Source organism: Ruegeria sp. CL3, from assembly GCF_056536505.1.
In genome coordinates, this window is the sequence record NZ_JBQFPT010000010.1 from 212,217 (window position 1) to 225,886 (window position 13,670).

10 protein-coding genes are annotated in these 13,670 nt (G+C 57.9%); 5 read left to right on the plus strand and 5 right to left on the minus strand.

The window, feature by feature from the left end; all coding sequences use genetic code 11:
• The first annotated feature begins 102 nt into the window (after window positions 1–102).
• The 4 genes from ACR0NO_RS16290 to ACR0NO_RS16305 all read left to right on the plus strand — a co-directional run bounded on the left by ACR0NO_RS16290 (window position 103) and on the right by ACR0NO_RS16305 (window position 5,555).
• Window positions 103–909, plus strand: a complete 807-nt coding sequence (locus ACR0NO_RS16290) for an IclR family transcriptional regulator (protein ID WP_170667152.1) — start codon at window positions 103–105, stop codon at window positions 907–909.
• On the plus strand, window positions 906–1,964 hold the full coding sequence (locus tag ACR0NO_RS16295) for a sn-glycerol-3-phosphate ABC transporter ATP-binding protein UgpC (protein WP_170640064.1): 1,059 nt from the start codon (window positions 906–908) through the stop codon (window positions 1,962–1,964). The genes ACR0NO_RS16290 and ACR0NO_RS16295 overlap by 4 nt, the downstream gene beginning before the upstream one ends.
• 123 nt (window positions 1,965–2,087) lie before the next feature.
• Window positions 2,088–3,119, plus strand: coding sequence for a trans-3-hydroxy-L-proline dehydratase (locus ACR0NO_RS16300; RefSeq protein WP_480724709.1), 1,032 nt, complete (start codon window positions 2,088–2,090; stop codon window positions 3,117–3,119).
• Between the two features lie 222 nt (window positions 3,120–3,341).
• Window positions 3,342–5,555: an NADP-dependent isocitrate dehydrogenase gene (locus ACR0NO_RS16305; RefSeq protein ID WP_480724710.1), complete on the plus strand. Its 2,214-nt coding sequence runs from the start codon at window positions 3,342–3,344 to the stop codon at window positions 5,553–5,555.
• Window positions 5,556–5,821: 266 nt separating this feature from the next.
• On the opposite strand, the gene ACR0NO_RS16310 is transcribed toward ACR0NO_RS16305, so the two are convergent.
• From ACR0NO_RS16310 to ACR0NO_RS16330, 5 genes are all read right to left on the minus strand, one after another.
• On the minus strand, window positions 5,822–8,242 hold the full coding sequence (locus tag ACR0NO_RS16310; RefSeq protein WP_480724711.1) for a GcvT family protein: 2,421 nt from the start codon (window positions 8,240–8,242) through the stop codon (window positions 5,822–5,824).
• Between the two features lie 195 nt (window positions 8,243–8,437).
• Entirely contained in the window at window positions 8,438–8,677 is a 240-nt protein-coding gene (locus ACR0NO_RS16315; protein WP_480724712.1) for a hypothetical protein, read from the minus strand.
• Between the two features lie 2 nt (window positions 8,678–8,679).
• The gene (locus ACR0NO_RS16320; RefSeq protein ID WP_480724713.1) at window positions 8,680–10,131 is read right to left on the minus strand and encodes an aldehyde dehydrogenase family protein; all 1,452 of its coding nucleotides are present in this window, start codon (window positions 10,129–10,131) and stop codon (window positions 8,680–8,682) included.
• Window positions 10,128–11,285: an aromatic ring-hydroxylating oxygenase subunit alpha gene (locus ACR0NO_RS16325; RefSeq protein WP_480724714.1), complete on the minus strand. Its 1,158-nt coding sequence runs from the start codon at window positions 11,283–11,285 to the stop codon at window positions 10,128–10,130. Before ACR0NO_RS16325 ends, ACR0NO_RS16320 begins: the two co-directional genes overlap by 4 nt.
• Window positions 11,286–11,389: 104 nt before the next feature.
• Window positions 11,390–12,295 carry a LysR substrate-binding domain-containing protein gene (locus ACR0NO_RS16330; protein WP_480724715.1) on the minus strand — a complete coding sequence of 302 codons (906 nt, stop codon included), beginning with the start codon at window positions 12,293–12,295 and terminating at the stop codon, window positions 11,390–11,392.
• A 256-nt stretch (window positions 12,296–12,551) separates the two neighbouring features.
• On the opposite strand from ACR0NO_RS16330, the gene ACR0NO_RS16335 reads away from it, so the two are divergent.
• Complete coding sequence (locus ACR0NO_RS16335; protein WP_480724716.1) at window positions 12,552–13,496, plus strand: PDR/VanB family oxidoreductase; 945 nt, start codon at window positions 12,552–12,554, stop codon at window positions 13,494–13,496.
• Window positions 13,497–13,670 lie beyond the last annotated feature (174 nt).

Below are 13,670 nucleotides of genomic sequence, written 5' to 3' on the forward strand. Positions count from 1 at the left end.
TTTTATATATTGAAAACTACACATCGACTCGGCTAGTCTTGTCAAGACCCTCGTGCAAACACTGTGGTTGAACGGGGGTTAAACGGAGGAGAACACACACCCGTGGCTGGTGACGGAACAATAGGCAAAGCATGCGATGTGCTGGAGCACGTGGCCTCGTTCGAGCGCCCGGTGCGGTTCGCGGAACTGCTGGAGAGCAGCAGTTTTCCCAAAGCAACGCTCTATCGCTTTCTGCAATCGCTGACCAATCAGGGGATGCTGGCCTATGAGCCTGACAGGCAGACCTATTCGCCGGGTTTGCGGCTGGTCCGTCTGGCGCATACGGCGTGGACGCAAAGCTCTCTGGCCCCTATCGCGCGGCCGTTTCTGGATACGCTCAGTTCCGAGACGGGGGAAACGGTGCATTTGGCGCAGCTGGATTCCAATCAGGTTCTGTATGTCGACAAACGCAACGCTGCGCAGCCGGTCGAGATGTATTCTCAAGCCGGCAAGGTCGGCCCGGCCTATTGCACCGGCGTAGGCAAGGCGATGATGGCGTTTCTGGATGGGCCTGCCCTGGACCGCGCCGTATCCCAGCAAAGCTATCACCGTTTCACGGACAAGACTCTGACCTCCGAGGCGGCTTTGCGGGCGGATCTGGAACTGATTCGCAGCCGCGGCTACGCGATCGACGACGAAGAGCATGAACCCGGCATTATCTGCGTTGCCTGTCCGGTTTTGACCTCGGGTGGGCGCGTTTTGGGCGCAATTTCCGTGACCGGTTCAACCGGGCGGATGGATTTCAATCAACTAGAGGCCTGGGTCCCTCGGGTGCGGCGCGTTGCCGACCAGATCGCGACCGAGGCGCAGGCTTGGCGGTTCCCTGAAACCCGCCCGAATGGACAGAACAACAGGATGCAATCGACATGACAGGTGTAACGCTCAATCAGGCGATCAAACGCTACGGCCAGACTCAGGTGATCCACGGGATCGATCTGGAAATCGAAGATGGTGAATTCTGTGTGTTCGTCGGTCCCTCGGGCTGCGGCAAGTCCACGCTGCTGCGGATGATTGCGGGGCTCGAGGAAACATCGGAAGGCCAAATTCATATTGGCGCGCGCGAAGTGACCCACATGGATCCTGCAAAACGCGGCGTGGCGATGGTGTTCCAGACTTACGCTTTGTACCCGCATATGACGGTCGCCGAGAATATGGGTTTTGGCCTGCGCATGAACGGCGTTCCCAAGGCAGAGATCGACCAGAAGGTTCAGGACGCCTCCAGTATTCTGAAACTGGATCAATACCTGAAACGCAAGCCCAAGGCCCTTTCCGGTGGTCAACGTCAGCGAGTTGCCATCGGGCGCGCTATTGTGCGCGGTCCCGAGGTGTTCCTGTTCGACGAACCGCTCTCCAACCTAGATGCCGAGCTTCGGGTCGAAATGCGGGTCGAAATCGCGCGCCTGCATCAGGAAATTGGCGCCACCATGATCTATGTAACCCACGATCAGGTCGAAGCTATGACAATGGCCGACAAAATCGTCGTGTTGCGCGATGGCCGGATCGAGCAGGTGGGTGCGCCTATGGACCTGTACCGCGATCCGGACAACCGGTTTGTGGCGGGCTTTATCGGCTCGCCAGCGATGAACTTTCTCGAATGCGACTATGCAGACGGCCACGTCACGCATCCGGCCCTTGGTCAGCCGTTGCCGGTATCGGCCCAAGTTCCGGCTGGGGTAAACAAGGTGACCCTTGGCATGCGGCCCGAACACATCCAGATCGACCGCAGTGCCGACACCTGCACCGTTGATTTGACCGAGGCGCTTGGGGGCGTGTCCTATTCCTATCTTCTGACCCCGAATGGCGACAAGCTGATCGTTGAAGAACGGGATGACCAACGCAGCACTACAGGCGAGAAGATCGGGATCACGGTCCAACCCGAACGTGCCATGGTGTTCGACCCTGAGACTGGCGTTCGGTTTAGGTAGCAACGATTCAAGTTCAACCGGGGTGACTTGAGCGCAGGTTTAGGCTTGACCGAAACGGGGTCGTTCTCTGAACTGGTCCAAACGAGGCCAGTCGGCCCGACTCATTTCGAGTAGAGAGGTCTCATGCGCAGCGTCAAAACCGTCCACGTGATCTCGGCCCATGCGGAAGGCGAGGTGGGCGACGTCATCGTCGGTGGCGTGCAACCACCACCCGGAGAAACCCTGTGGGATCAACGCACATTCATTGCGCAGGATCAGAGCTTGCGCAATTTCGTGCTGAATGAACCCCGAGGCGGCGTCTTTCGCCATGTCAACCTGCTGGTCCCTCCGAAACATCCGCAGGCGGATGCGGCGTTCATTATCATGGAGCCGGAGGACACGCCGCCCATGTCGGGGTCGAACTCGATCTGTGTGTCCACTGTCCTTTTGGACAGCGGCATCATACCCATGCAAGAGCCGGAAACGCACATGACACTTGAGGCTCCGGGCGGTTTGGTGCGCGTTCGGGCGGAGTGTCGGGACGGCAAAGCCCAGCGTATCTATGTGCAAAACCTGCCAAGCTTTGCCGACAAGATCGCGGTCCCTCTGGAAGTGCCGGGCGTAGGCGCCCTTACCGTTGATACAGCCTACGGAGGGGATAGTTTCGTGGTGGTCGATGCTGAGGCCTTGGGGTTCGAAATTGTCGAGGCAGAGGCCCGCGATATTGCCCGTCTGGGCGTTGCCATCACCAATGCCGCCAATGATCAGCTTGGCTTTACCCACCCGCAAAACCCGGCTTGGAACCATATCTCTTTCTGCGCGTTTTGCGGGCCTTTGAAGACAACCGAAACCGGACTGACAGGGAAATCCGCCGTTGCGATCCAGCCCGGCAAAGTTGACCGCTCGCCAACCGGAACGGCGGTCTCGGCGCGCATGGCCCTGATGGCCGCGAAGGGCCAGATGAAGGTTGGTCAATCTTTCGAGGCCGTTTCGATCATCGGATCGCGTTTCACCGGCCGGATTGTCGAAGAAGCCAAGGTCGGGGACCGCGCGGCCATCATCCCCGAGATCAGTGGCCGAGGTTGGATCACCGGCGTTCATCAGCACATGCTGGACCCGGATGACCCATGGCCTGGCGGATATCGGCTAAGTGATACCTGGGGCGTTGGGCGCTGAAGGGCGCGCAATCATAGGTCCGTTGGCGTGTTTTTCCCCAACCGTGGCAATTTGCGCCCCCAGTAGACGATTGATCCCAACGCAAACCTGATTTAAGGGAAGCCCTGTCAAATCAGAGTCACTCAGGGGTGTTATCTCATTCGCGCCCCTCCCGCGCCGCAATGAAGCGGCCCGAACTCTTGCAGCGATTGCCCCTTAAAGGCTTAAAAAAGGTGAAAGAATATGGCAGATAAATCGAACTTCGACATATTGTATACCATTGTAGACGAAGCGCCCGAGCTGGCCAGCGCCTCATTCCTGCCCATAATTCGCAAATTCGCCTCGGCGGCGGGTGTCAGCGTTGGCACCAAGGATATTTCGCTTGCAGGCCGTATCATTTCGACCTTCCCAGAAAAGCTGACCGATGCGCAGCGCATCACCGATGATCTGGCCGCATTGGGCGATCTGGTAAAAACGCCCGACGCCAACGTGATCAAACTGCCAAACATTTCTGCCTCGGTTCCTCAGCTTGTCGCCGCGATCGAAGAGCTGCAGTCGCAGGGCTACGACATACCCAACTACCCCGAAGAACCTTCGACTGACGAAGAAAAGGCGATCCGCGCGCGCTATGACGCGATCAAAGGCTCGGCTGTGAACCCGGTTCTGCGCGAAGGCAACAGCGACCGCCGTGCGGCGCGGGCGGTGAAGAACTACGCCCAGAAGAACCCTCATTCGATGGGGGAATGGGTCTCGGACAGCAAGACCAAAGTATCTTCGATGTCCGGCAACGATTTCTATGCCAATGAGAAATCGGCGACGATCACCGCAGCACAAGCCGGTGACGCGAAGATCGAATTTGTCGGCAAAGATGGCAGCGTGACCGTGCTGAAAGACGGCTGGCCGTTGGAAGAGGGCACCGTTGCCGACGCGACTTTCATGTCGGTCAAAGCGTTGTCGGCCTTCCTGGCCGATGCCATCGAAGACACCAAGAAAGACGGCACCATGTTCTCGCTGCACATGAAAGCGACGATGATGAAGGTCAGCGACCCGATCATCTTCGGCTATGCCGTACGCGCGTGGCTTGCCCCTGTGTTCGAAAAATTCGGCGCAGAGCTTGAAGCCCTAGGTGTCAACCCGAACTCGGGTCTGGGGGATCTGCTGGACCGCGTGAAGGACAATGCCGAGATCGTGGCTGCCATCGACGCGATCAAGGGTGATCGTCCGTCCATGTATATGGTCGACTCGGACCGTGGCGTTACCAACCTGCACGTCCCGTCCGATGTGATCATCGACGCCTCGATGCCCGCCGTTATCCGCGCAGGCGGCAAAGGCTGGGATGAAACCGGAGCCAAAGGCGACACCAATTGCGTGATTCCTGATCGCTGCTACGCGTCGGTTTATGACGAATCCATCAACTTCTTCAAAGCCAATGGCGCTCTGAACCCGGCCACTGCTGGTGCGGTGGCCAACGTTGGCCTGATGGCTCAAAAGGCCGAAGAGTACGGCTCGCACCCGACCACGTTCCAGGCACCCGCAGATGGCACAATCCGTGTGGTACTGGCCAATGGTGAAACGCTGCATTCGCATGAGGTCGAGGCAGGAGACATCTGGCGGGCCTGCACCGTGAAGAAAGCGCCCATTGAGAATTGGATCCAACTGGCGATGGATCGTCAGCGCTTGACAGGATCCGAGGCGATCTTTTGGCTAGACGCAAACCGGGCCCATGATGCCGAGTTGATCCAATATGTTAAGCCCGCGCTGGAAGCGGCTGGTGTTGCTGATAAATTCCTGATCATGGCCCCGCGTGAAGCAACGCGTCAGTCGTTGGAGACTATCACCGCTGGCAATGACAGCATCGCCATCACCGGCAACGTGCTGCGGGATTATCTGACCGACCTTTTCCCGATCCTCGAACTGGGCACCTCGGCAAAGATGCTGTCGATCGTCAAACTGATGAACGGCGGTGGTCTGTTCGAGACCGGCGCAGGCGGCTCCGCTCCGAAGCACGTGCAGCAGCTGGTCGAAGAAAACCACCTGCGTTGGGATTCGATGGGTGAGTTCTGCGCACTGGGTGAATCGCTGAACTTCCTCGCCGACAGCAAGGGCAACGCCAAGGCGGGTGTGCTGGGTGCGGCAGCCGAAGCTGCAACGCAGGGCATTTTGGACAACAACCGGTCCCCTAGCCGTAAGGTCGGCCAGCCGGACAACCGTGACAGCCACTACTGGTTCGCGCGCTATTGGGCCGAAGCGCTAGCCGCGCAGTCGGATGATGCGGAACTGGCAGCTGAATTTGCCCCGCTTGCAACTGCTCTGGCCGACAAGGAAGAGCAGATTTTGGGTGAGCTTGCCTCGGCCCAGGGTGGGGCTGCCGATCTGGGTGGCTACTACCACACCGATCCTGCCAAAACAGCGGCTGTAATGCGCCCGAGTGCGACGCTGAACGCCATCATCGGCTAAGAAAACGACCCGCGCCTTAGTGGCGCGGGTCCTTCTCACTGGTGCGAAAATCCGACCAGTTTTTCCCTTCGCTTCAAACTGTTGCGAAGCTTTGCCCGCAAGACATGATTAAAACTGCATGATCTACGGGATTCCCCCAATACACCGATCCGTCCCCGCTTGATAACTTGTCCAAGACAAGAGATTCACCGGTGAGGTTTTCGGGCCTATCACTCACTCAAAAAATGGCCAGCATTTGGGGTGCTGGCCATTTGCTTGTCTGAAGATCAGCCCCGCAGGACTTTGCCCGCCGCATCAAACGGCGGCTCGTGCAGGATGGTGGCTTTGTGGGGTTGGCCCAGAACCATCACTTCAACCTCGTCTCCGGGTTGGGCGTTTTTGACGTAAGCCAAGGCCAGCGACATGCCGACGGTATAACCATAGGTGCCCGATGTGACCCGACCGATGCCTTCGCCGTCCTTGAAGATCGGTTCACCACCAGTGGCGTCCGCGTTGGAGGCTGTCACGTCGGCCTCATCCAGATGTAGCAGGACAAGCTGTTCACGCGCAGGGTTCTCCAGCACTTTCTGGGCGGTGTCTTTGTTGAGGAAGTCCTTCTCGAATTTGCACAAACGGTCCAGACCCACCTCATGCGGCCAGTATTCGGGGCTGTATTCACGGCTCCACGAGCCATAACCCTTTTCCACGCGCATCGACATCAGGGCGCGGCTGCCAACAGGGCCTGCGCCGAACTCTCTGCCCGCCTCAAGCAGAGCATCGTAGAGGCGCGCCTGATCTTCGGTCTTGCAGTGCAGCTCCCACCCCAGATCGCCCGTGAAGGAGACACGGAGGGCCAGAAGGTCTACGCCTGCCAGCTCAACCTTGGCGGAACGCATGAAGGGGAAGTCCTCATTCGCCAGCGACGTGTTGGTCATCCGCTGCAGGATCTCGCGCGATTTCGGACCGGCGACGTTGAAGCCGCACATAGCCTCGGTGTGGCTTTCGAATGTGGTGCCTTCGGGCAGAGGGACCTGTTTGAAGAAGCGCTTGTGATAGCGCTCTGCCATGCCCGATCCGATGATCCAGAACTCATCCTCGGCGACGCGGGTGACGGTGAAGTCCCCGGCAATGCCACCGCGTTTTGAGATCAGCGGGGTCAGGCAGGATCGGCCGATCGCCTTGGGCATATTGTTGGCGAAGACGGCATTCAGCCAATCTGCAGCGCCGGGGCCTTTGCAGATGTATTTGGCAAAGTTCGAAATATCGATGATGCCCGCCCGCTCGCGCAGCATCTTGCATTCTTCGCCAACCGGGGCCCACCAGTTCTGACGAGTGAAGCCGTTTGTATCGACGACGCCCGGCTCATCTGCGAACCACAGCGGGTGTTCCCAACCAACGTTCAGGCCAAAGACAGCGCCCATGGCTTTCTGCGTCTCGTAGATTGGGCGCACGCGGGCAGGGCGGCCTGCGCTGCGTTCTTCGTTCGGGAAGTGAATGGCGAAACGGTGCGCGTATTGGTCCTGCACCTTGGCCATGGTGAATTCCTTGGTGGCCCAGGTGTCAAAGCGCGCCATGTCCCATGCGAACATATCGTATTGGGTTTCCCCTTCGATGATCCACTGCGCCGCCATCAGGCCCATGCCGCCCGACTGCGAGAATCCGGGGATAATGCCGTTGCAGCAGAAATATCCATCAACCTCGGGCACCGGTCCCATCAGCACGTTGGAGTCCGGAGACCAGATCATTGGGCCGTTGATGACGCGCTTGATCCCGGCCTCAGCCACGGCGGGCAGGCGTTCGATCGCGTTCATCATGTTTTCTTCGATCCGCTCCAGATCGTCGGGGAACAGGTCATGGGCGAAGTCCAGCGGAGTGCCTTCCTCGGCCCAGAATTTCATGTCCTTTTCATAGGCCCCGACCAGCAGGCCATTGCCTTCCTGACGCAGATAGTACTCGCCATCGCGGTCCGAGACAGAGGGCAGGCGGGTGCCGTGGCCTTCGACGTCAGACATCGCTTCGGTCACGAAATACTGGTGTTCGGTGGGCTGTAGCGGCAACTCGATGCCAGCCAGCTTGGCGACTTCGCGGCCCCAGAGGCCTGCCGCATTCACGACCCAAGGCGTTTTGATGTCACCTTTGGGCGTTTTGACGATCCACGTGCCGTCTTCCTGCTGTTCGGTGGCGGTGACGGGCGTGAAACGATGGATTTCGGCGCCGCGCTGGCGGGCACCGACCGCATAGGCGTTGGTCACGCCCGACGGGTCAACATTGCCGCCATCGGTTTCGAACATCACACAACGAATGCCTTCGTAGTTAACCAGCGGGTTCAGTTTTTGCGCCTCTTCAATGCTGATCTCGTAGAAATTCATTCCATACAGCTTGGCCTTTGCGGCCTGCAGTTTCAGCTGGTGTTCCCGCTCTTCGGTCTGGGCCAGATACAGCGAGCCGGGCTGGAAGACACCGCAGCTTTGGCCGGTTTCTTCCTCCAGCGAGTTATAGAGGTTCATAGTATAGTGCTGGATGCGGCTGATATTGGTGCTGTCATGCAGACCGTGAATGTTGGCTGCCGCATGCCAGGTTGAGCCAGAGGTCAACTCATCCCGCTCCAGCAGGACCACATCGGACCATCCCAATTTGGCCAAATGGTAAAGGATTGAGCAACCGATCACCCCGCCGCCGATAACTACCGCCTGTGCTTCTTCGCGCATTTCATCTTCCTGATTTGCTGTGTCATGTCAGAACCGGTCTTTCGTTAAGAATATGGCGATTCAGACCCATAACTGTTCTAAACGCGTCAACTGAGAACCCTGTTTGACCAGAGATGCAGCCTGCATTCACTTCTTTGGGATACGGGGCACCGCCGGGTGCCGCGTACAAATTCACCTAGACTTTGCCGACATTGCTCAGAACTCCAGTCTGTGGGCGCGGCCATGATCAGCCAGCCGTTTGTTCAGATTGCTTGCCTCCGGGTGGCCGGATTCCAGCGCAAAGACGAAGGCGTGGGTTAGATAGAAACAGGCGGCATCAATGTCCTGGGCCTGCTCTCGTTCATCGGCGGCAATCGTATACAGGCGCACAAGCGCCTCTTGGTCGCAATTGGCATGTGCCTCTAGCAGTTCACGGTCTAAGGCTTCGCGATCCATGGCTATACCTTTAGCGAAATGGCGATGTTTTTGGTGCGAACATAGTTGTAGAGCGCCTCAAGCCCCTTTTCGCGACCGAAGCCGGATTTGCCGACGCCACCGAACGGGGTTGAGACACCACCGGCGAACCATTCGTTGACAAAAACCTGACCCGCCCGCAATTTGCGCGCCACCCGATGGGCGCGGGCGAGATCGCGTGTGAAGATGCCTGCAACCAACCCGAATTCGGTGCCATTGGCCATGGCGACGGCTTCCTCTTCGGTATTGAAGGGCGTGAAGCAGGTGACGGGGCCAAAGACCTCCTCCTGCGCGATACGGCTGGAAGGGTCGACATCAGCCAGAATGGTCGGGGCCATGAAATACCCCTTGCGATCCAGTCGCGCGCCACCGGCAGCGACCCGCGCACCGTCCTGACGAGCGGTCGAGGTGATCTCTTCCACGCGCTGCAGCTGCAGGCTGGACACGACCGGAGTGTGATCGGGGTTCTCGAGCCCGTGACCGACGCTTAGGCCATTGGCCAGCGCAGCCGCACGTTCCACGGCCCGATCGTAGATCGAACGATGCACCAATACGCGGGCCATGGCAGAGCAAACCTGACCGGCATTATAGAAAATACCGCTTTTCAAGCTGGACATCAGCGTATCCAGATCCGCGTCGTCAAAGGCGACGGCTGCGGATTTACCGCCCAGTTCCATCAACGAAGGCACCACGTTGTCTGCGGCCGAGCGCAGAATATGCTGGCCGGTCGGTACCGATCCGGTGAAGACGATCTGGTCCACCTGCGAACTCGCCACCAGTTTCGCGCCCAGATCCGAGCCGATCCCGTTCAGGATCGATACCGCACCGGCAGGCACCTCGGCGCGTTCCAGCGCGACGCCCAACATGGCCAGCGCCAGCGGGTCCAGCTCGGGCGATTTGATGATGGTCGAGTTTCCCGCCGCCATAGACGGTGCGAGCGAACGACCGGCGATCGAAACAGGGAAGTTCCACGGCACGATCTGCGCCGACACGCCGTAGGGTTCAAATATGGTGAAATCAGCATAGTCAGGGCCCAACGGGATTGACTTGCCCTCAATTTTGTCCGCGACGCCGCCGTAATATTCGAAATACTGAGCCGCCTCGATGAATTCATCCCAAGCCGCGTCCAGGGTTTTGCCGCTTTCACGGCACAGCAAGTCTGCCCCTTCATCCGCAAGGGTGCGGATTTCCTGCGCGATGCGGATCATCAAACGGCCGCGCTCGGCCGGTTTCATGTCTGCCAGATCCCCGCGATCGAACGACGTGCGTGCGGCCTCAAGCGCCTTAGCCAGCGATTCCTCACCGGCTTGCGCGCAGTCCGCCACGTGATCCTGATTGCCGGGATCTTCCACCGCGATGGAGGCGCCCTTGTCGCCCTCCACCCACGACCCGGCCAGGAAATTCCTGGCCAAGCCGTCGTTCAGAAAAGTGGTCATGCCTCCGCGCGTGCCTTTTCGATCTGCGTTGCGACCCAGTGGTGGAAGCAATGGGTGGGGCCGTCCATTGCGGGCGAGAAGCGACCACCGTCAAATTTGATGCCATGGCGGCCTTTCTGCATGCCTTCGACCACGAAGACGTCCTCTTCAAACACGGTTTTCCAAAGCGCCGCGTTTTGCGCGCGCAGGCCTTCGTGTTCGGGGCTGTCTTCGGGTTTCTGAGCATAGTACAGCTCAATTCGCTCGTTCGACCGCTCGTGAGTGATTGGGTCGATGATGAAGGCAAAACCGTGGTCACGCTGAACGCCCAACAGGGTATTCGGGTAGACCACGATATACTCCGCGCCTTCGTGCCACTTCTCGCTCAGGCCGTCAAAATCAGCCAGTTTCGAGCCGTCTTCCCCTTCGAACTGACGATAAACAAGAGTGCCCTGACCCGAGTATTTGCCTAGCTCGTTGATGTTGTAGTGGTCTTCCAGACGGGAATAGCTGTTCAAACCGGGGTGAACCCAGGGCAGGTGATAGCTTTCGCAGAAGTTCTCGACCGCCAGTTTCCAGTTCGAATCCAGCTCAAGCCGGACCGACGCGCCAGCGCCGCCGTGATACATGGGCTGTTCGAACTCTTTCCAACGCTCCATCAGCTCGCCATGAACTTCTTCGAACTCGGGGGCGTTGCCGTCAACGTTAACAAAGATCACGTCGCGCCAGACGTAAGACCGGATGCGGATCAGACCCAGTTCCGAGAAATCCAGATCTTCGTGGGTATTCTGACCGGGGCCGCCGACATGAGGGGCGGTGCGCAGCTCACCATTCAGGCCGTAGCACCAGCTGTGATAGGGGCAACGGATCGCGCCGCGGATTTTCTGAGGCTTGTCGACTAAGATCATGCCACGGTGGCGGCAGGTGTTCTGGAACACGCCAATCTGACCGTCGCGGTCACGAACCATCAGCAGAGGCATGCCAAGGAAATCAATCGGATAGGCGTCGCCAGCCTCGGGGATGTCCTTGCCGAATCCGATCCCGGACCAGTTCGCAAACAGGACCGAGTCGCGTTCCTCGGCAAACACTTCAGCGTCGATATAATGCGCGTTCGGCAGCCCCTTTGCTGTGTTTACCGGGGTCAGAACAGACGAAAGCGGTGCATGCTTGTTCATCGGTCACTCCTAAGACTTTTGAATTGGCGTTTTTCTGGGTCTCCATTGGCAGCGCAGAGGCCCTGCATTCAATACTAAAAATCCTAACCGATAGATGAGGGGAGCTAAACCGAATTCTCCTCAAGCTCATTCAGCAGCCATTCTTTCAAGGCCAGCGCCCCTTCTGACAGGCTATCGTTTTCCCGTTCAACCAGATAGAAATTATGCGGCGCAGGTATGTTGAAGTCCTCTAAAGCCACAAGTTTCCCGGAATCCAGCATGGGTTTTAGCAAACGCTTCCAGCCGAGGGCGACTCCAGCGCCCTTTCTGGCAACCTGCAGGGCCAGAGCATAGCTGCTTACACGCGCTTGCGTCTGAATACTCTCATTAAACCCTAACGCCTGAAACCAGTCCGTCCATGTGGTCCAGTTGCTGTGTTTGGTTGCAAGGTGAATCAGGCGGTGTTCTGTCAGGTCCCGGAGACTGGCCCCTTTAAGCTCTTCCGCCAGTTCGGGGCTGCAAACCGGTGTCAGGATATCCCGGTACAGCTTGGTATGCGGCAGAGAGGCGTTCGGGTCTTTGCCGTATCGAATGAAAAAGTCCACGTCAGAGCGATCTGCGAAAAACGTGTCCTCGGCCATTTGGTTCACTTTTACGTGCGGATATTCCTGCCAAAACCGAATGACCGACGGGGAAAGCCACAAGGCGGCAACCGCTGTTGTGGACCCCACGGTGACATGATTGTCGGAATCCCCGCTGCGAATCTGTTCAAGAACTTTCGAGATTTTCAGGAAAGAGCTTCCCAGTGCTTCTAGCAGCTCTGCGCCATCCTCGGTCAGTTCAACGCCGCGATGTTTACGTATGAAAAGCGGGGATGCCAGCTCGGTCTCCAATGCTTTGATCTGATGACTGACAGCGCCGGGCGTGACGGACAATTCGCTTGCAGCAACCTTGAAACTGAGGTGCCGGGCGGCTGCCTCGAAGGCAGAAAGCGAGGCAAGCGGAGGCAGATTGTAGTGGCGTCGCGACATGAGGGATACGTGGCTCTGAGATTTTTGATTGAGCTACCTTCACCTGAGTGCGAAAAATATTGCAATTGAAAACTATCTTTTTTTCTGCAGTTTTGCGCCCGATGAAGTTCCGCCTTTCTCGAAGGGCGGTATTGCAGTTCTTTGCCGTCCCTACGAGGCGCGCCCCGACCCAAGCCAGGTAGTAGTCAACACCAAGGCCGACACAATGACCGCGTTTCTGCGGTTCTTTTCGGCGCAAGATAAGATGAGTAGCCCGATGAACACCCAGAAAGCGCGTCTGATCCGAAAAACCGAACTCAGTTCGGACACTTCTGATTTCTGCTTTGAAATCGAACAGGGGCGTTTCACCGGACTTGAACCCGGCGCGCACGTGGATATCCACCTTAGTGACGATCTGGTGCGTCAGTATTCTCTCTGGAGTTGGAGCCAGGACGGTCGCACCTTTAACGTCGCCGTCAAACGCGAGGATGGTGGTCGCGGTGGGTCGCTGGCCATGCACGCCTTGGAAGAGGGGGTCGAACTCGCCATCGGAGGTCCGCGCAACCATTTCAAACTGGAAAGCCATGATCGCCACGTGACCCTTATCGCGGGCGGTATTGGTGCCACCCCGATGGTCGCGATGGCGCGTGAGCTGCTGAATCGGGGCCAAGATTTCCGGGTCTATTACTTGGTCCGATCCAACGATCTAGCCGCGATGGATGACAAGTTTCGCGCTTTGGGTCTGGATGAGTGGTACCATCTGCATTGCGACGACACAGACGGGCAGTTCGATTTGACCGCTGTCATGCAATCCATGCCGATGGGCGCTGATGTCTACACTTGCGGTCCGGAACCGATGCTGAACGCGGTCCTCGAGTCTGGCAGCGCTCTGCGCGGTGGGGCCATCCACTTTGAGCGTTTTGCGGCTGTTTCCGATATCGAGCACGCGCCCAATGACAGCTTTGAAGTCGAGGTCCAGTCGACGGGAGCCGTCTACAAGGTGTCGAGGGATGAAACTATTCTCGACGTCCTAAGAACCAATGGGGTTCATGTGGATTTCGGTTGCTCCGAAGGCTTGTGCGGGTCGTGCATGGTGGACGTCGTCGAAGGTGAGGTGGACCACCGGGACGGCATACTGACACCCGAAGAGCAAGCGTCGAACGGCTTTCTGTGCACCTGTGTATCCAGGGCAAAATCGGACCGTCTCGTCTTGGCACTTTAAGAAGATAGGCTGACAGCAAACCGGATTTTCCAGCGTGCAACGTCTACAAGAAACATGAAAATGGGAGGAAATTGATGTCGATTAAAGAACCGTTTACGGATTTGGACATTAAGACCGCGGATAGCGGTTTTTATGAGAATAACAGCGTTCCGATTGCGCTGATTAGTAAGGGTG

What these genes read in the sequence shown, in the direction of transcription:
- ACR0NO_RS16295 (WP_170640064.1), top strand. Translation starts at nt 906, where the DNA reads ATGACAGGTGTAACGCTCAATCAGGCGATCAAACGCTACGGCCAGACT.
- ACR0NO_RS16300 (WP_480724709.1), top strand. Translation starts at nt 2,088, where the DNA reads ATGCGCAGCGTCAAAACCGTCCACGTGATCTCGGCCCATGCGGAAGGC.
- ACR0NO_RS16305 (WP_480724710.1), top strand. Translation starts at nt 3,342, where the DNA reads ATGGCAGATAAATCGAACTTCGACATATTGTATACCATTGTAGACGAA.
- ACR0NO_RS16310 (WP_480724711.1), bottom strand. Translation starts at nt 8,242, where the DNA reads ATGCGCGAAGAAGCACAGGCGGTAGTTATCGGCGGCGGGGTGATCGGT.
- ACR0NO_RS16315 (WP_480724712.1), bottom strand. Translation starts at nt 8,677, where the DNA reads ATGGATCGCGAAGCCTTAGACCGTGAACTGCTAGAGGCACATGCCAAT.
- ACR0NO_RS16320 (WP_480724713.1), bottom strand. Translation starts at nt 10,131, where the DNA reads ATGACCACTTTTCTGAACGACGGCTTGGCCAGGAATTTCCTGGCCGGG.
- ACR0NO_RS16325 (WP_480724714.1), bottom strand. Translation starts at nt 11,285, where the DNA reads ATGAACAAGCATGCACCGCTTTCGTCTGTTCTGACCCCGGTAAACACA.
- ACR0NO_RS16330 (WP_480724715.1), bottom strand. Translation starts at nt 12,295, where the DNA reads ATGTCGCGACGCCACTACAATCTGCCTCCGCTTGCCTCGCTTTCTGCC.
- ACR0NO_RS16335 (WP_480724716.1), top strand. Translation starts at nt 12,552, where the DNA reads ATGAACACCCAGAAAGCGCGTCTGATCCGAAAAACCGAACTCAGTTCG.